Genomic DNA, 18,067 nt, shown 5'->3' on the forward strand with positions numbered 1-18,067 from the left:
GTTAAAAATAAATCAAATGACTTTAGAACAAAAAATAGGGCAATTCTTTTTTCCAGCCGTTTTTATAAACGATACAGAAGAAAATATTCAAGCAACTGAAGAATTAATTAAGAAGCACAACATCGGTGGACTTACTTTTTTTCATAGTAGAGCTAGTGCTGCCACTAATTATGAAACTAAGAAAAAAATCGTTTTTAATGACGACAGTTACCAGCGATTGAAAGATTTAATTACTCGGTATCAAAAGTGTGATACTACTCCTTTACTGATGAGCATTGACGCAGAATGGGGCTTGGCGATGCGAATTGAAAAAACGCCACAATATCCTTATGCTATCACACTAGGTGCCTTACCTATGAGTGAATCTCATTTAGTGTATCAAGTGGGAAAACAAATAGGTCTCGATCTAAAATCAGCAGGACTTCATTATAATCTTGCTCCCTTAGCCGATATAAACAACAACCCGAATAATCCGGTGATTGGATACCGTTCTTTTGGTGAAAACAAAGAAAAAGTAGCCCATTTTGCTTTAGAATACTTGCGAGGAATGAACGACGCGGGGGTTTTGGGTTGCCTCAAGCATTTTCCTGGACATGGAAATACTAACGTAGATTCTCATTTAGGATTACCCGTTTTGACAGAAACATTAGAACAATTACTTGAAAATGAATTGTACCCTTTCATAAAAGGAATAGAAAGTGATGCTGACTCGATTATGATAGGGCATTTAGCCGTTCCTGCATTAAATAACGGAGCAAACACTTCGGCAACATTATCAAAATCAGTGATTGAGACGCTTTTGCGAAAGCAATTAAATTACAATGGACTAGTGATTTCGGATGCACTTAATATGCACAGTGTTTCCAAACTTTATGAAATAAAAGGCCAACTAGAATGGGAGGCTTTTAATGCCGGAAATGACGTGTTGTGCTTTGCTGAAAATGTACCAGAAGGCATTCAGGAAATCCTTAAGAATGCAAGTCCAGAACGTATCGAAGAAAGTTTTAACCGCTTGATGAAATGCAAGCAAAAAGCAGGTTTATTTGATAATCAAGAGAACGTAGCTGTCGAAATGGATTTTGAAACAGCTTCACTTTTAAATGGTAAAATTGCTCAAAAATGTATTACCACTATCAAAGACACTCATAATACAGCAGTTGTGATTGATGCAGCAAAAAGAGGCACATTAGCAAAATTGAGTATCTATAAAAATACAGAAAACGCTTTTTTTAAAACGCTTGGCCCTTCCCTATCTGCACCAGAATTTGCTATTGAAATAGATACTAAAAATACAGTTGAAGAGATAGAAAAAAGTCTGAAGGGTTATGACACTTTAATTATTGCTCTTTTTGTTCCAAAGGCAAAACCACAGAATAATTTTGACATTGAAGAAGCTGTTCTGGAAATGCTGAAAAAATTAATTTTATCAAAAAAATGTGTATTATATTTATTTGGTAATCCTTATGCCTTACAAATTGTACCAGACCTGCAATCTATTAGCGGCCTTGTTCAAGTATATCAAGATTTTGATGAATTTCAGGAAACTGCCGCATCTCAATTGCTTGAAAATTCAAGCTGCAAAGGAACTCTGTCTGTGAGCATTAACAACTTTTAAATAGTTGTAAAATTAGAAAGCCACACTTTTAAGAATAAGTATTCTTTTTAATTTTAAATATAACCCAAAACAAGTTACGAGAAAAAAAATCGAATTGTTTTCGTTTTCTAAACCTAAACGCTCCGTAAATAAATCTATAATCTAAAGTTTTCACCAAATCTGTTTAGGCTCATAGGAACTTTTTTATCTATATTGCAAACTCAAACGCAATAGAATGGAGACAAAAATTAACAAAAATAAAGAATTATCAATTGGGGAAGCTTTAATTCCTGTTGCTGCGCTTATAGTGATGCTCGGTTATAACGTATATGTATATGGAGACGAAGCTTTGAGTGGCAGCAATCAATTTGTCTTATTATTAGGTGCGGCTGTTGCGGCTGTAGTTGGCTTTTTTAATAAAGTTACCTATGAAAAAATGATGGCTGAAGTGGCTGAAAATATTAAGTCTACTGTTGGTGCTATTCTAATATTATTAATGGTTGGCGCTTTGGCAGGTACTTGGTTAATAAGCGGAATTATTCCTTCTATGATTTATTACGGCTTACAAATTCTGAGCCCGGCCATCTTTTTACCGGCCACACTAATTATATGTTCTATAATTTCTATTGCTACAGGAAGTTCCTGGACCACGAGTGCTACTGTTGGTATTGCTTTGATTGGTGTGGGTGGTGCTTTAGGTTTTGATCTAGGTATGGTTGCTGGTGCGGTAATTTCAGGAGCCTATTTTGGAGATAAATTATCACCCATGTCAGATACAACTAACCTTGCCCCTGCAATGGCTGGAACTGATTTGTTTACACACATTAGATACATGACTTTAACCACTATTCCTACATATGTTATTACGCTGATTCTTTTCATTATACTTGGATTATCAGTCGATATTAAAGGAGATGTAAATATTGGGTCGTTACTAACTGATATTGAAGCTTCTTTTACTATTACACCATGGCTGTTTGCGGTACCTGTTATTGTTATTGGTTTAATAATAAAAAAAACAGAGCCTTTAATCGCCTTATTAATTGGAACCTTATTAGCTGGAATCTTTGCTGTTTTATTCCAACCTCATATCATTAATCAAATTGCCGGAGTCGAGCAAATGACTTTTCAATCAGCTTATAAAGGAGTTATGGATGCCATAACAGGAAAGGTGGTAATCCCTACCGATAATAAAACTCTGGCAGATCTTTTCACATCAGGCGGGATGCAAAAAATGCTAGGAACCGTTTGGTTGATACTTTGCGCCATGGTATTTGGAGGAATTATGGATGCAATAGGAGCTTTGGCAAGAATTAGCCAAACATTACTAAAATTAGCCCATACTACTTTCGGGCTTTTCGCTTCCACAGTTGGAAGTTGTTTAGCCTTAAACATTACGGCGTCAGATCAATACTTAGCTATTGTGGTTCCTGGTAAAATGTTTGCAAAAGCATATGAAGAAAAAGGCCTTGCACCTGAAAATTTAAGCAGAACACTAGAAGATGCGGGAACAGTGACTTCTGTATTAATCCCATGGAATACTTGTGGAGCTTATCAATCTGGTACCTTAGGGGTTTCAACTTTAGATTACCTGCCTTACGCCTTCTTTAATATTTTAAGTCCGTTTATGACCTTAATTTTCGCGGCATTTAATATCAAAATCCGACAATTGGTAACTGATAAAAAAATTAATTAAGAACTCGATTACTTCCTTATAAAATCCTAATGACATGACTATGAAAAAGTTGTGTCATTATTTTTTGAAACTATAGTATAAAACTATAACTCTATCGAAATATATAATTAAAATTGATTGTACGAACATGACCTTATTGTTTACTTTTGCCGAAAGAATAAATTAATAATAAAATATATAATTATGTCATTAGTAGGTAAAAAATTCCCAAGTATTGCAGTTGACGCTATCTCAGAAATGGGTGACAACATGAAAATCAACATCTTTGACGAAGCTGTAAACAACAACAAAAAAGTACTTTTATTTTGGTACCCAAAAGACTTTACTTTTGTTTGTCCAACTGAACTACACGCTTTTCAAGCTGCATTACCAGAATTTGAAAAAAGAAATACAATCGTAATAGGTGCTTCTTGTGATACAAATGAAGTACACTTTGCATGGTTAAATACTCCAAAAAATAACGGTGGAATTGAAGGTGTGACTTACCCAATTCTTGCAGATACTAACAGAAACTTATCTAACATATTAGGTATTCTTGATATCGACTCAACTGAATACAGTGAAGAAACTGACTCCGTAATAGTAGAAGGATCAAACGTAACTTTTAGAGCTACTTACTTAATTGACGAAACAGGGAAAATCTTCCACGAAAGTGTAAACGATATGCCTCTTGGTCGTAACGTAAACGAATATTTACGTATGGTTGATGCTTATACTCATATCCAAGAAAAAGGTGAAGTTTGTCCTGCAAACTGGGAAGCTGGTAAAGAAGCAATGAGTGCTGACAGAAAAAGTACTGCTGAATACTTAAGCTTAAACTAATAAAAATTAGTTCCAAAATTAATTTTAATGGCAATACCAAAAATCAGTTTCTTTAGTGGAATTTGAGCTTTGCTATTGCCATTGATTTTTAAACTTTAAAACAAACAACTATGTTAATAGATTTAAACGAAGATACTTTACAGGATTTAATAACTAAAAACGAGAAGGTAGTAGTTCAATTTTCGGCATCTTGGTGTGGAAATTGTCGAATAATGAAACCAAAATTCAAAAAATTGGCTTCAGAAAACGACGCAATTACTTTTGTTCTTGTTGATGCTGAAAATTCTCCTGAATCACGAAAATTGGCCAACGTAAGTAACCTTCCTACTTTTGCAACATTTGTAGGCGGTAAACTGGTAAATGAAACTCAAACAAATAAACAAGAAGTCCTAATTGAATTAGTGAACGAAATAGTTTAATGTTTTTGTTTAAAGTTTAATGTTGTCAAGCTTTGTAAATAAGTTTAATGTTAAACTCAAAAATCATTTCTTAAGCAACAAATAACTTTAAACTTTTAAAACTTTAAACCTTAAAATAAAAAAAATGAAATTACCTGTAATAAAGCATCTAACACAGTTTATAGAAGAAAATGACCAAGATTACATTATTGAAACTATTGAAGTTCTGGAAGCAATGACAGAGATTCCTTCATTGAAAGACGAAGAACTAGATGTTATAGGAGAACTAATTTCTAATATGTATGGAGCGATTGAAGTACATAAAATGGTTAAGAGTGGTACTGATAAAAAAGAAGCATTAAATACTTTTATGAAAAGAGTGATGGGTTCTATTGATAAATAATATCCATTTTTATTTCACATCAAGCACAAAACGCACTTATTTTTAGGTGCGTTTTTCTGATTATATACACTTCGTAAGTTAAAAAGCATTCGACCACAATAGTTTGCGTTAGTTCATAAATCTTAACTGTTAAAACTTAAATCTTAAATAAATTTCATACTTTTGAACCACAACTAAAAACAAAAAAAATGGCATCAATTACATTAGGAGGAAATCCAATACATACTTCAGGAGAATTACCAAAAGTGGGAACGCAACTGGCTGATTTTAAATTAATACAAAACGATCTTTCTGTTGCTTCGCTAAGCGATTTCGCTGGAAAAAAACTTGTGTTAAATATATTCCCAAGTATCGACACTGGAACTTGTGCAGCTTCAGTAAGAAAATTTAATGAAAGTGCAGGGAAATTAGAAAACACAGCAGTAATATGTGTTTCAAGAGATTTACCTTTTGCTCAAAAACGTTTTTGTGGTGCTGAAGGACTTGAAAATGTAATTAACTTATCTGACTTTAATTCCGGAGAATTTGGTAAAACAAATGGTCTTGAAATCGTTGATGGTCCATTAGCAGGCTTGCACTCAAGAGCCCTTATTGTGGTTGACACAAACGGGACTATTATCTATACAGAGCAAGTTCCTGAAATTGCTGACGAACCAAATTACGACGCTGCCTTAGCTGTACTATAATATTTTCATTTAATGGAATTTCAAAAAGACAATAGCTTTATCAAAGGAAGACTGAAAAGTGTGAGTTTCGCTGTGAAAGGAGCAATAAAGTTAATTACGACCGAACACAGTATAATGGTTCAGTTTACATTGGGGATTTTAGTTACCATTGCTGGATTATATTTTCAAATTTCGGCAACAGAATGGCTATTTCAAACATTGGCGATCGGCTTTGTACTGAGTATCGAAGGATTAAACACGGCTGTTGAAAAAATTGCTGACTTTATTCATCCCAATTATCATGAAAGAATTGGTTTCATAAAAGACATTGCTGCGGGAGCTGTATTTTTTGCAGCTTTAACAGCAATAATAATCGGTTTAATCATATACGTGCCTCTAATTTTTTAAGCATTAGAACATACAATCAAGAATGGCAAAAACAACAAAAAAAGAACCTTTAGACAAGAAAAACAATTCAAAAGCTAAAGAAAGTACACCGTGGGTATTAACTAAACAACACAAAATCGTGTTGGGCAGTCTTTTAATCTTATTTTCTGTTGCTTTACTAGTTGCTTTTATATCCTTTTATATTCACGGACAAGAAGATCAAAGTGCCGTTTCTGAATTGGGAGATCGATCAGAAACCGTACAAAATTGGTTGGGGAAATTTGGTGCTTTCTTGGCAGATGTAATCGTTTATAAAGGTTTTGGACTTGCATCTTTTCTATTTGTTCGCTTATTTTTCTTGACTGGAATCTTTTTAATTGTAGGTGTTTCTTCTAAAAAACTTAAAGGAATCTGGTTCTGGGATTTATTTGCTATTATTATTTTGTCCGTTTTATTTGGATTTTTCGCCACTTCATTACCTGAATTAGGCGGAACAGTTGGTTATGAACTAAATTCATTCCTGCAGGATTATATTGGAAAAACAGGAACCCTTTTACTTTTGATTTTCGGTCTGATTCTTTACGTTATTTTTAAACTTAAACTGTCTCCAGAAAGAATTCAGTCTTTTTTCGAAAATACAAAAAAAGAAATTAAATCTGATTTAGGGACTAATACAGCTCCTAAAACAGGGAACTCTTATAATTTAGAAGAGTTTGCCATTACCGAAGAAAAAGAATCAGAAAATCCTCCGCCACTTCCAAAGCCTTCACAGTTTGAAGTTAACAAAGAAGCTTTAAAACCAACGATTAGCCATTCTTCTGAAATTAATCTCGATCCTGTTGCTAAACCGAAACCAGTCGAAGAAGTATTAACAGATAAAAATGCCGTTGACGATTCATTTGTTATTGAAACAGCCCCTGAAGAAGATCTTATTGAAGAGAATTTAGCGTCAAGACTTGTTTCGGATTTTGGTTTATTCGATCCAACTTTGGATTTATCCAACTATAAATACCCTACAATTGATCTTTTAAAAGAATATTCAACCGGTGGAATCACAATCAACCAAGAAGAATTAGAAGAAAACAAAAACAGAATTGTAGATACACTGCGCAATTATAAAATAGAAATTGCACAAATTAAAGCAACTGTTGGTCCTTCTGTAACCTTATACGAAATCGTTCCTGAAGCAGGTATTCGAATTTCGAAAATTAAAAATCTAGAAGATGATATCGCTTTATCCCTTTCGGCATTAGGAATTCGTATCATCGCTCCTATTCCTGGAAAAGGAACAATAGGAATCGAAGTTCCTAACAAGAATCCAACCATGGTTTCCATGAAAAGTGTAATTGGTTCTGCTAAGTTTCAGGAAGCTGAAATGGAGCTACCTATTGCCTTGGGAAAAACAATTTCTAATGAAACCTTTGTGGTCGATTTAGCAAAAATGCCTCACTTATTGATGGCAGGTGCTACTGGACAAGGAAAATCTGTGGGTTTAAATGCAGTTCTTACTTCTTTATTGTACAAGAAACATCCAGCTGAAGTTAAATTTGTCTTGGTAGATCCTAAAAAAGTAGAGCTGACTCTTTTTAACAAAATTGAAAGACATTATTTAGCTAAACTTCCAGATAGCGAAGATGCCATTCTTACTGACAATGCTAAAGTGGTCAATACATTGAACTCTCTTTGTGTGGAAATGGATAACCGTTATTCGTTGCTGAAAGATGCGATGGTGCGAAACATTAAAGAATACAACGATAAGTTTAAGGCTAGAAAACTAAATCCTGAAAACGGACATCGCTTTTTACCCTACATTATATTAGTTGTAGATGAGTTTGCCGATTTGATAATGACTGCAGGAAAAGAAGTAGAAGTTCCCATAGCTCGTTTAGCACAACTGGCCAGAGCGATAGGAATTCATTTGATAATTGCAACACAAAGACCTTCGGTAAACGTAATCACGGGTTTAATTAAAGCCAATTTCCCTGCAAGAATTGCTTTTAGAGTAACATCAAAAATTGATTCAAGAACTATTTTGGATACCTCTGGAGCCGATCAGTTGATTGGACGTGGAGATATGCTTTACACGAATGGTAATGATATTGTGCGTATACAATGTGCTTTCATAGACACGCCTGAAGTAGAAAAAATAACCGATTTCATTGGTTCGCAAAAAGCATATGCAACAGCTTATTTACTTCCAGAGTTCGTAGGAGAAGATAGTGGCATCAATCTTGATGTAGATATTTCCGAAAGAGATACTTTGTTTAGAGAGGCTGCCGAAATCATTGTAAATGCACAACAAGGTTCGGCGTCATTGTTACAAAGAAAACTAAAACTAGGCTACAACAGAGCCGGCCGACTAATCGACCAATTAGAAGCTGCTGGAATTGTAGGACCGTTTGAAGGAAGCAAAGCACGTGGTGTAAATATCCTAGACATGAGTTCTCTTGATCAATTTTTTAACAATGAACAAAACAATTAATACTATGAAAAAATTTATTCTAATTACATTTATTCTACTTTTTAGCTTTTCGACACAAGCACAAGACAAAAAAGCAAAAGCGCTTTTAGATCAAGTGACTTCAAAAGTTAGAAGTTATGACAACATTGTAATTGATTTTAAATATTCGTTGAATAATTCGAAAGAAAACATCAATCAGGATAGTAAAGGAAATGTGACTATGAAAAACAATCAATACGTCTTGAATTTCATGGGAATTACTAAAATATTCGACGGAAAAAAGACCTATACTATTGTTCCAGAAGATGAAGAAATTACTATTTCGAGCTTTAATGAAAAAGACGATAGTGCCATTACACCTTCAAAAATGTTAACTTTTTTCAATAGTGGTTATAAATATTCGATGGATATCCTACAAGATGTAAGAGGACGTAAAATTCAATACATCAAATTAATCCCTACTAACGCGAAAGACCAGAGAAAAGAAATACTATTAGGTATTGATGTACAAACCAAACACATCTATAACTTGATAGAAATGGGTAAAAAAGGAACAAAAACTACTTTAACAGTTAATTCTTTTAAAACCAATCAACCTTTGTCAAAAAATCAATTTATCTTTGCCGAAAGTAAATATCCAAATTACTACATCAATAAATTAGATTAATTCTTAGGTGAAAATTCTAGACAAATACTTATTAAAAACATTCCTGATTACATTTACTACGGTATTTGTAATCTTGTTTTTTATATTCATTCTGCAAACTGTTTGGCTATTTATAGCTGAACTAGCTGGTAAAGACTTGGATATAGCTTTAATTATTAAGTTTTTGATGTTTTCGATGCCTCGAATAATTCCGCTGGTACTTCCCCTTTCGATATTACTAGCTTCTATAATGACGTTTGGAAATTTAGCAGAGAACTATGAGTTTGCAGCTATGAAATCTGCGGGTATATCGTTGCAAAGAGCGATGAGAAGTCTGACTGCATTTATTCTTCTATTGAGTATTGTCGCTTTCTTTTTTGCCAACAATGTAATTCCGTATGCAGAATACAAATTCATTAATTTCAGAAAAAATATTGCACAGGTAAAACCAGCAATGGCTATCGCCGAAGGACAATTTAGCGATGTAGGTGATTACAATATAAAGGTCAATAAAAAGTCTGGAGATAATGGAAATATCCTGACAGGCATTACCATTCATAAGAAATCCAATACAGGAGACGGAAGCAAAACGGTAATCAAAGCAAAAGATGGAAAATTAGTTAGTAGTGAGAAATCAAGCATTTTACAATTAGTTCTTAATGATGGTAACTACTACGAAGACCTGATTCCAAAAAAATATGAAGATCGGCTAAAGTTACCATTTGCAAAAAGCTCTTTCAAAAAATACACCCTCAACATCGATTTATCACAATTGAATAAAGTGGATGTCGATGACAACAATATAGCCAACACCAACACAATGTTGACAATAAATGAGTTAAGCTATACTTTAGATTCTCTGCATAAAAACCTAAAAACCGAAATCGTTTCGTATTCGGAAAATATCAATTTGAGAACAGGAATAACAAGTAACAATACTATTCCTAACATATCCGTACAAAAAAAGAAACAACTTCCTGATGATCTTTTGTCATTGTATACGGATAAGCAAAAACTAGAGATATTAAAAATGGCAAACAGTAACACTGTAAGCACAGGATACTCGATTGATGCTACTAGAGTTAACTTAGAAAGTAAGCAAAAAAACATTAACAATCATCAACTTGCATTTTACGATAAATTTGTAATAGCATATGCCTGTTTTATGATGTTTTTTATAGGCGCTCCTCTGGGTGCTATTATTAGAAAGGGCGGACTTGGATTGCCCATTATCTTTGCTGTTTTAATTTTTATATCCTTTCACTTTATAAATACTTTCGGAAAAAAAATAGCACAAGAAAACGGTATGTCTCCTTTTATGGGAGCCTGGATGTCATCGTTCATCTTGACGCCACTAGCCATATTATTAACCTATCGAGCAACAAATGATATTGGATTAATAAATATGGACGTTATTTTAAGTCCATTCCAAAAACTATTTAAAAAATTATTTCCATCTAAAAAATAAACACCTATAATGGTCACAAATAAAATACAACTTAATACAATAGAAGAAGCAATCGAAGACATCCGTCAAGGGAAGATAATCATAGTTGTCGACGATGAAGGTCGCGAAAACGAAGGTGATTTTTTGGCAGCAGCCGAAAAAGTAACCCCAGAAATGATCAACTTCATGGCAACTCACGGACGCGGATTGATTTGCGCTCCATTGACAGAAAGTCGTTGTAAAGAATTAGGATTACACGTAATGGTTACTAACAATACCGACCCAATGGAAACTGCGTTTACTGTTTCCGTAGATTTAAGAGGTGGCGGAGTGACTACTGGAATATCGGCTGCTGATAGAGCTGCCACTGTTATGTCTTTTGCTAATCCAGACACTAAACCACATGATTTAGCCAGACCGGGACATATCTTCCCTTTAATCGCAAAACAAGGGGGGGTCCTTAGAAGAACAGGCCATACTGAAGCAGCTATCGATTTCGCTAGATTAGCAGGTTTTACATCCGCAGGAGTGATTGTAGAGATCATGAATGAAGACGGAAGCATGGCTCGCTTGCCACAATTGGCAGAAGTGGCGAAAAAATTCGATTTAAAATTAGTTTCTATCGAAGATCTTGTCGCCTACAGAATGCAGCACGATAGTCTGATTATTAAAAAAGAAGATTTTGATATACAAACTCGTTTTGGTAATTTTCGCATGAGAGCTTACGAACAAACGACAAATAAACAAATACATATTGCTTTAACTAAAGGTACTTGGAATTTAGGAGAACCTGTTTTGACAAGAATACACTCTTCTCAAGTTAACAATGATTTATTAGGTACTTTGACTAACAATGAGGACCAGCAGCTAGATGACATGTTTAAAGTAATAAATGAACAAGGAAAGGGAGCTGTAATCTTTATAAACCAAGACATGCAATCTGTAAATTTACTAAGTCGTATCTCAGAACTAAAGAAATTACAGGCAGAAGGCGAAATGAAAGCACCAAAAATTAAAATTGACAGCAAAGATTTTGGTATTGGCGCACAAATTCTGCACGACATCGACATTTCTAAAATTAGATTAGTCTCTAATACGCAGCAAGCAAAACGAGTTGGAATGATTGGATATGGCTTAGAAATCACCGAATATGTAAATTATTAGCCTTTTTTCATTTGTTTTAAAAAAATATATTTTTCCTAAAGCAAAGGAAATGAAACAATTAAAAAATAGCTTGAAAAATAGCTTAAATTTTTATCCAAATTGTTTTTGTAAATCGAAAAAGGTGCTTATATTTGCACTCGCAATCAGGTAGTGGTTGTCGCTCACTGGAGAAATGGCAGAGCGGTCGAATGCGGCAGTCTTGAAAACTGTTGACTGTAACAGGTCCGGGGGTTCGAATCCCTCTTTCTCCGCAGGAAAATCACCCTAACCCTTGTAAACAAAGGCGTTAGGGTTTTTTATTTACAATATATCCCCACATTATCCCCACAATTATCTTTTTTTATTTTTTATTAACTTTAAAATAAAAATGGAATCACATAAATTATCCGTAAAAAGAATCCTTATCGATTTACTTTCAATCAAGGATCAATTGAAAATGCTTTTCAATAACAATACTGAATACGCAACCCTTATAAATTTCCTTACCGAGAAAGATTATTATAATGATGATGATATCCCTTTACCAAGTTTAAAAGAGATTGAATCTAAAACTGGATTAAAAACAAATCAACTTAGAAATCAGCTATTAAATATCTATCAAGAATTATTTGAATATGATTCAAATAAAACATTAGAATTTAATAATAAAGAATACTTCTTCTTTCTAGAATTTAATAAAACATATGCCTCTTTTACACTCAAAAACATCAACCATCTACCAAGAATTGGAGAAAACATTACAATTCCTTTTTTAAAAGCAAAAATTCAATCAGAAGTTTTTTATGTTGAAGATATCAGACATGAATTTATAGGCACTTCTCAAAGGATTGAAATATATTTAAAATCAGGTTATTTTAATTCCTATTTCCATTTCCGAAAACATCAAGCTTTGGAAGAAAACGAAATAGGTATTCTAGAAATACATGATATGACGGATTATCAAATTAAAGAAAGATTACGAATGGGTCGATTTAAATACAATAGATAAAAAAACCGCTTATTTCTAAGCGGCCAATAAAAAGTATCGAAATATAAATTACCGTACCAAAGCTAATTTAAGATACTCCCCTTTAAGTTTTGCTGTGCTTTTGTGTTTTAATTTAAGCTACCCAATAATTAAAGATTCAACTTGTTCTAATTTTAAACTTGTGAATTGACAGAATTCCTCAATCGATACCAATTCGTTTTCAAGCTTTTTAAGCTCCTTTCTTATCTTTTGTAGTATTCTAGTACTTTGTCGATAACTCTTCCCTGTAATACGTTGTATATCCTTTGGATAAATACACAATCTTTTATTCTGGCTTCTCATACTCTATCTATGGCTTTGATTAGGCTTTGTAATACTTAAAACATTATAATCCATTCTAAAAAAAGTTTTAAATTAATTAGAAAAAACTTTGCTTTAAAGCTCCAAATTACAATTATATGTTGAGCTATTAGAGACATCTTAGTCGTTTGTTGCCGTTTGTGTCTTAATGTGACGTAATGCATCGTACTACCATATAAACAAGATAAAACCATCCTATATTTACTTTAAAATCAATATTTAAAGTCTTAAAAAAGAAAAAAATATTGATACAATTTTAAATAATTAAAAACTTAAATCTTAAGAATCATGGCAAGACAGAATGGAATTATTAAATTGAAAGGTACTATCGGGGATATTACTTTTTACAAAACTAAAGACGGGCATTTAGCACGTGAAAAAGGCGGAATTGATGCCAACAGAATTAAAAACGATCCTGCATTTCAAAGAACACGTGAAAATGGTTCTGAATTTGGTCGAGCAGGAAAAGCAGGAAAAACTTTAAGAACAGCATTAAGAACGTTGTTATTAAATTCGTCAGATGGCAGAGTAGTAAGCCGACTTACACAATCTATGGTAAAGGTTATACAAGCCGACACAACAAGTGAAAGAGGTTTAAGAAATGTTATTGATGGAGAAGCCGAATTACTTACTGGTTTTGAATTTAATATTAGAGGTAAATTAGGAACTAGCCTGTTTGCTCCATATACAGCGAATATTGACAGAACTTCTGGAGCTATATCCGTTAGTATCGATTCATTTGTTCCTGCAAATATGATTGCTGCCCCAGGTGGAACAACGCATTTTAAAATTACCTCTGCAGGAGCTGAAGTAGATTTTGAAGCAGAAACTTTTGTTTCTTCAACTTCTGAAACTTTTATTTTACCTTGGGATTTCAATGGAACTGCTACAATTAATCAAACAAATAACGTTACCCCTGCAAGCACAAAACCATTATTTCTTGCTTTAGGAATAGAATTCTTCCAAGAAGTAAATGGTAGTATGTATCCATTGAAAAATGGTTCTTTTAATCCTTTAGCATTGGTACAAGTAAGTGGATTGTAATTTAATTATCCTTTTTATAGTAAAGCCTAGTCGTGAGACTAGGCTTTATTTGTTAGTATTTGTTATTTTTTTGCATTTTAAAATCCTCTTCCATTTGACAATTGCTTACGATTTGTATAACAATAATCCTTTATTTCTTGAGTCTGACTTATAAAATCAATTACTGCATTTATTACTTTATCAGATTCTACTTCATGTAAATTATTAATATTATTGGCTTTTAAATCATAATCAAGAGTTGCCCATAAAGAATCATAATGCCTATCTCTACCCTTGATAATCTCATATTGTAAAAAATCACTATCCAATTCATTTTGGATTGACATTGAATATTCATATTCAATACCTGAAATAATAGCAGACATTCTTAGCTTGTTTTTACCTCTTTGGTTTGAGATAAAAAAATCATAATTGTTGGATCCAATTTTAAAAGAGATACTTTCATCATCTTGAAACGCTTCTACACTATTAAATGAAAATATATCAATCAACTTATTATATAAGCTAGTTTTCCAATCAATAGCAATAGATTCTTTTATTTTTCCTTTCAGTAAATAGGTTTCATAGAAACTTAATAATTCTCCAAATTCTATTTTTGACTCTGTTTTATAACCTAACTCTAAGGAATTTATTTCAGAACTTAAAAGTAAATTCATTGATGTTACAATTCCGTATTTTTCATTCAAATATAATTTAGCATGCAAGTTTGGAATACATATAGGTGTAATACCTATGTCCACTACTTGCTTATATGAATCTGGCTCATTATCTCTTATATAAAATTCAACTTCAATATTTCTATTTTTTAAATCCTTTAGTTTTTTAACCAACTTATACCATTTATCGAATTTACAATATGGAGAAACAATTATTACTTTTTCATTAGCTTCATCTAGTAAATTTAATATTTCACCAGAAACATTATTAGGCTTTAATAGTATCATTTTTATTATTAAAATTTTATGCTAAAATATAAACTTATTTGAAATAATTTATTTCTTTAATTACTATATATTCTACTTCAAAAGAAAAAGAAAAAAAAGAAAGTCGTCCTTACTGAGAAGGTTTCAAATGAAGTCAAGTTTTTTTTGAAAAAATACTACCTAACTATTCTTGCATATTTTAATCGTGTTTGTAAAGTCGGATTATGAATTGGAAATGTAAGGGTGGAGATTTTTTCAAAAACCCGTAGGGCTTGAACTTTACTATTTGAAACCGTAGCAGATCTTCACTTTCTTTTTATTTATTTTTTTGTAGCAGGATGTTTCTTGTCAACACTCCTTTTGAGATGTTCTTTTGGAATCGGCAATCAAACACCCCCAAGCACCGCAGAAAATGATAATTGTAGCGATAGCGGAAATTATTGTTTTTCGAGGAGCGAAGAGGCGGTGTTGCGGCAATCGAACTGCCACCATAGATGCGAAAGGTGAGCGTAGGTACGGAGCGAAACGAAGCAGATATGAGCGTGAAACGGCGGGAAAAAAATATAAGATAGCCTTTGGCGTTCCTTGATTTAGGGCGAAGTGATAACGGAGCCAACCCCGATGGCTGTGCGAAGGAGCAACCGCTGAAAAAATATAGGGCGGCAGACATAATACGGCTGGAATGTAGTGAAACGTAGCCTGCGGAGTGTAACGAAATGAAGCGGTATTGTGGATGCATAAGCCCGACCGAACGCAGGAAGAGACCGTGTGAAGATGAGGAACGAAACAGTGCAAAAAATATAGCTGCTTATTTTCAAGCTGCTGTATTTTATTGTGCTGTGAAGTGTCTGTGGAATGGAGGGAAACCTAACTATTGAATAGAATTACTTAATTGTTTATTTACCGCTAAATGTTCTTATGGAAATGTAAGGTTGACCGACTGGAACAGCCGAACGGAACAAAGGGAATGACCGTAGTGAGACCGCTTGATTGCACGTAAATGTATTACGCATATAAAGTAATATTAGTAAACAAAACTTAAATAATAATCACTATATTAGAGTTATAATTATTACTGTCATATGGAAGGATATTCGCTAAAATATTAATATAGAACAGATAGAAAAACTATAGATTATCCCTATATATACCATATTACTTATAAACAAAAAGTATGGTTATTGTTTTTTTTATAATAGAAACACATGTATTTTTGCAACATAAATGAAATCAACTACATTACATATCGAAAAACCATCTAAAGGTTTATTAGAATTAGTTCGAAAATTACAAGCAGATAAAGAAGCTAGTAAAAAAGAATTAAGAGCTAATAGCGATAAATATTTTGCTAAATAAAGATTAATACCCTTTTTAATTAATGGAGATTAATCAAGTGATACCTTTAGCTACTCTACAGTCGCACAAATATTTAATAAAATTCAGCAGTTTTGATATAGCAGCTATACCTGAAGGTGTTAGTATTCCTATTGTGAATTTAGTTATTGAATTATTAGATCCAATTGAAGAATACAATAGTAGTTCAACACTTTTTAGAATTTCTAGTATAATTGAAAATTACATCATTAATCATAATGTTATATTATATTGCTATTGTGACATCGTAGAAATTAAAAAAAGTGAAAAGAAAAACTCAATTAGTAATCAAGAGTTTAGAAGCCGATTATTTTGTAGAATGTTTGAAAGACACACTAAAGGAAATTATATAAATAAAGTTGTAATAATTGATGATGAAATTGCAAATAACCATTACATTCATTTAATTACTGAAAACAATAATAAAGATTTTATAGATATAATAACAGATGAACTTACTCTATTTGACAAATAGTTAGTAATATTTATCAATTATATCTTTTAGCGATTTAAAATCATTTTCTTCAATTAATTCAAGTAACTTCTCTCTGTCATAAAAAACATCAAGCCTTTTGGGTTTAAAAGTACCTTTATTTAACTCTATTAAATGTGCTATTGCTTCGGGTTCAAACATACTAGAAGTTATATAAACAGCTTTAAAAGCATAGCCATTATCAATATCTACTTGATATTTATCTTTTATAAATGGCAATGTTCGGTTAAAAAACCATTTTAATGTATATTTAGTGTCATATTTACCTAATGGTATTTGATGTGCCGAATGATACCCTTTTAACTCGATAACTATTATTTCTTTAGGATTAGAAGATCTTATGACATAATCATACTCATACCTTTCCTTTTCTACCTTTTGAGTATCTTTATTAGTGAAGTTTTTCGAGTAATAAACATTTGGATTTATATCGGCGTTAGGATATTGGTGTTTTAAAACTTGATACATCATTACTTCAAACAATGTACCTTTTAAAGCTCCCAACTGAACTTCTTGTCCAGAATCCTTTATTGTTTTTAAAGTGTCTTCTATTGTTTTCTCAAAGTCCTCATTTTCTAGAAATTTTTTATTAAGCTGGAGTTTAGAAACATTTTCTAAAATTGAAAAAATATTTGAGCCATAAATTGAACCTATATCGTAACATAGAAAGCCCAAAGATCTTAAAGTGCTTAAAATATATGAAGAGCAACTTCGATATATAACTATTGGTATAATTTTACGTGTACCGGTTGTAACTGAATTTAAATTAATTTGTATTCTGCTTAAAAAGCCATCTAAATCTATTTGATTGTACTCCCTCGACAATAAAATATCAACCACAACTAAAGTTTGCTTTTCTATAGTTTTAGCTCCATTGGCTGTTACAGGGTTTAATCCTGTTGCTTTTGTATAACCTAAAGCGTCCCACAAAAGATTGTTATGAACGGCTCCCAAGGATGGAGTTGTTTTATTTCTGAATCTATTATTTAAAGATGTAATAAGATTTGATTTTGCTAACCAATCTATAATATCTTTCACAAAAAGAGAATCGATAAGTAATTTCGAAAAATGCGTTTTAATTAATTTCTCTTCCGTTTCTTTTACCGTTTGTAATAATATGTATTTAACATCATTTGCGTCTTTAGCTGGAAAAACCGGTCAAATTGACCACCCAATTCCAGTGCAAATTGACCACCAGTTCCGGAGTAAACTGACCACCCTAT

At 32.6% G+C, this 18,067-nt stretch carries 17 protein-coding genes and 1 tRNA gene; 16 read left to right on the plus strand and 2 right to left on the minus strand.

The features are described from left to right. The first annotated feature begins 16 nt into the window (after positions 1-16). From QO182_RS09090 to QO182_RS09155, 14 genes are all read left to right on the plus strand, one after another. Positions 17-1,615: a glycoside hydrolase family 3 protein gene (locus QO182_RS09090; protein ID WP_371561116.1), complete on the plus strand. Its 1,599-nt coding sequence runs from the start codon at positions 17-19 to the stop codon at positions 1,613-1,615. A gap of 214 nt (positions 1,616-1,829) precedes the next feature. Further along, positions 1,830-3,290, plus strand: a complete 1,461-nt coding sequence (gene nhaC, locus QO182_RS09095) for a Na+/H+ antiporter NhaC (protein WP_371561118.1) — start codon at positions 1,830-1,832, stop codon at positions 3,288-3,290. 183 nt (positions 3,291-3,473) lie between these two features. After that, positions 3,474-4,112: a peroxiredoxin gene (locus QO182_RS09100; RefSeq protein ID WP_371540788.1), complete on the plus strand. Its 639-nt coding sequence runs from the start codon at positions 3,474-3,476 to the stop codon at positions 4,110-4,112. 110 nt (positions 4,113-4,222) lie between these two features. Then, positions 4,223-4,531, plus strand: coding sequence for a thioredoxin family protein (locus tag QO182_RS09105; protein WP_371540790.1), 309 nt, complete (start codon positions 4,223-4,225; stop codon positions 4,529-4,531). A 124-nt stretch (positions 4,532-4,655) separates the two neighbouring features. Beyond that, positions 4,656-4,913: a hypothetical protein gene (locus QO182_RS09110; RefSeq protein WP_371540792.1), complete on the plus strand. Its 258-nt coding sequence runs from the start codon at positions 4,656-4,658 to the stop codon at positions 4,911-4,913. A 188-nt stretch (positions 4,914-5,101) separates the two neighbouring features. Beyond that, positions 5,102-5,599 (plus strand): thiol peroxidase, encoded by a 498-nt coding sequence (gene tpx / locus QO182_RS09115; RefSeq protein WP_371561120.1) that lies wholly within the window; start codon positions 5,102-5,104, stop codon positions 5,597-5,599. Positions 5,600-5,611: 12 nt separating this feature from the next. Beyond that, a complete protein-coding gene (locus QO182_RS09120; RefSeq protein WP_371561122.1) occupies positions 5,612-5,986 on the plus strand; it encodes a diacylglycerol kinase family protein in 375 nt (124 codons plus the stop codon). Between the two features lie 22 nt (positions 5,987-6,008). After that, positions 6,009-8,447: a DNA translocase FtsK gene (locus QO182_RS09125; protein ID WP_371561124.1), complete on the plus strand. Its 2,439-nt coding sequence runs from the start codon at positions 6,009-6,011 to the stop codon at positions 8,445-8,447. A 4-nt stretch (positions 8,448-8,451) separates the two neighbouring features. Next, positions 8,452-9,093, plus strand: coding sequence for an outer membrane lipoprotein carrier protein LolA (locus QO182_RS09130; RefSeq protein ID WP_371540802.1), 642 nt, complete (start codon positions 8,452-8,454; stop codon positions 9,091-9,093). Between the two features lie 7 nt (positions 9,094-9,100). Next, positions 9,101-10,540 carry an LptF/LptG family permease gene (locus tag QO182_RS09135; RefSeq protein ID WP_371561126.1) on the plus strand — a complete coding sequence of 480 codons (1,440 nt, stop codon included), beginning with the start codon at positions 9,101-9,103 and terminating at the stop codon, positions 10,538-10,540. 9 nt (positions 10,541-10,549) lie between these two features. Continuing rightward, positions 10,550-11,683, plus strand: coding sequence for a 3,4-dihydroxy-2-butanone-4-phosphate synthase (ribB, locus tag QO182_RS09140; RefSeq protein ID WP_371540807.1), 1,134 nt, complete (start codon positions 10,550-10,552; stop codon positions 11,681-11,683). 166 nt (positions 11,684-11,849) lie between these two features. Then, a tRNA-Ser gene (locus QO182_RS09145) sits at positions 11,850-11,934 on the plus strand. Between the two features lie 116 nt (positions 11,935-12,050). Beyond that, positions 12,051-12,671, plus strand: coding sequence for a hypothetical protein (locus tag QO182_RS09150; protein ID WP_371561127.1), 621 nt, complete (start codon positions 12,051-12,053; stop codon positions 12,669-12,671). A 627-nt stretch (positions 12,672-13,298) separates the two neighbouring features. Further along, positions 13,299-14,054: a hypothetical protein gene (locus tag QO182_RS09155; protein ID WP_371561128.1), complete on the plus strand. Its 756-nt coding sequence runs from the start codon at positions 13,299-13,301 to the stop codon at positions 14,052-14,054. 77 nt (positions 14,055-14,131) lie between these two features. Here QO182_RS09155 and QO182_RS09160 read toward each other — a convergent pair whose 3' ends face one another. Further along, positions 14,132-14,998 (minus strand): hypothetical protein, encoded by an 867-nt coding sequence (locus tag QO182_RS09160; RefSeq protein ID WP_371561130.1) that lies wholly within the window; start codon positions 14,996-14,998, stop codon positions 14,132-14,134. A 1,203-nt stretch (positions 14,999-16,201) separates the two neighbouring features. Here QO182_RS09160 and QO182_RS09165 point away from each other — a divergent pair. Both QO182_RS09165 and QO182_RS09170 read left to right on the plus strand, forming a co-directional pair. Then, on the plus strand, positions 16,202-16,333 hold the full coding sequence (locus QO182_RS09165; RefSeq protein WP_371561132.1) for a hypothetical protein: 132 nt from the start codon (positions 16,202-16,204) through the stop codon (positions 16,331-16,333). A 37-nt stretch (positions 16,334-16,370) separates the two neighbouring features. Next, on the plus strand, positions 16,371-16,826 hold the full coding sequence (locus QO182_RS09170; protein WP_371561134.1) for a hypothetical protein: 456 nt from the start codon (positions 16,371-16,373) through the stop codon (positions 16,824-16,826). Here the strand turns inward: QO182_RS09170 and QO182_RS09175 are convergent, their stop codons facing one another. Then, positions 16,827-17,882, minus strand: a complete 1,056-nt coding sequence (locus QO182_RS09175) for a hypothetical protein (protein ID WP_371561135.1) — start codon at positions 17,880-17,882, stop codon at positions 16,827-16,829. It lies immediately after the preceding gene. Positions 17,883-18,067 lie beyond the last annotated feature (185 nt).

This window comes from Flavobacterium sp. Arc2, from assembly GCF_041431385.1.
In the GTDB taxonomy this organism is placed as follows: Bacteria; Bacteroidota; Bacteroidia; order Flavobacteriales; family Flavobacteriaceae; genus Flavobacterium.

What these genes read in the sequence shown, in the direction of transcription:
- QO182_RS09165 (WP_371561132.1), top strand. Translation starts at nt 16,202, where the DNA reads ATGAAATCAACTACATTACATATCGAAAAACCATCTAAAGGTTTATTA.
- QO182_RS09125 (WP_371561124.1), top strand. Translation starts at nt 6,009, where the DNA reads ATGGCAAAAACAACAAAAAAAGAACCTTTAGACAAGAAAAACAATTCA.
- QO182_RS09120 (WP_371561122.1), top strand. Translation starts at nt 5,612, where the DNA reads ATGGAATTTCAAAAAGACAATAGCTTTATCAAAGGAAGACTGAAAAGT.
- QO182_RS09090 (WP_371561116.1), top strand. Translation starts at nt 17, where the DNA reads ATGACTTTAGAACAAAAAATAGGGCAATTCTTTTTTCCAGCCGTTTTT.
- QO182_RS09160 (WP_371561130.1), bottom strand. Translation starts at nt 14,998, where the DNA reads ATGATACTATTAAAGCCTAATAATGTTTCTGGTGAAATATTAAATTTA.
- QO182_RS09130 (WP_371540802.1), top strand. Translation starts at nt 8,452, where the DNA reads ATGAAAAAATTTATTCTAATTACATTTATTCTACTTTTTAGCTTTTCG.
- ribB (WP_371540807.1), top strand. Translation starts at nt 10,550, where the DNA reads ATGGTCACAAATAAAATACAACTTAATACAATAGAAGAAGCAATCGAA.
- QO182_RS09100 (WP_371540788.1), top strand. Translation starts at nt 3,474, where the DNA reads ATGTCATTAGTAGGTAAAAAATTCCCAAGTATTGCAGTTGACGCTATC.
- tpx (WP_371561120.1), top strand. Translation starts at nt 5,102, where the DNA reads ATGGCATCAATTACATTAGGAGGAAATCCAATACATACTTCAGGAGAA.
- QO182_RS09105 (WP_371540790.1), top strand. Translation starts at nt 4,223, where the DNA reads ATGTTAATAGATTTAAACGAAGATACTTTACAGGATTTAATAACTAAA.
- QO182_RS09110 (WP_371540792.1), top strand. Translation starts at nt 4,656, where the DNA reads ATGAAATTACCTGTAATAAAGCATCTAACACAGTTTATAGAAGAAAAT.
- nhaC (WP_371561118.1), top strand. Translation starts at nt 1,830, where the DNA reads ATGGAGACAAAAATTAACAAAAATAAAGAATTATCAATTGGGGAAGCT.
- QO182_RS09150 (WP_371561127.1), top strand. Translation starts at nt 12,051, where the DNA reads ATGGAATCACATAAATTATCCGTAAAAAGAATCCTTATCGATTTACTT.
- QO182_RS09155 (WP_371561128.1), top strand. Translation starts at nt 13,299, where the DNA reads ATGGCAAGACAGAATGGAATTATTAAATTGAAAGGTACTATCGGGGAT.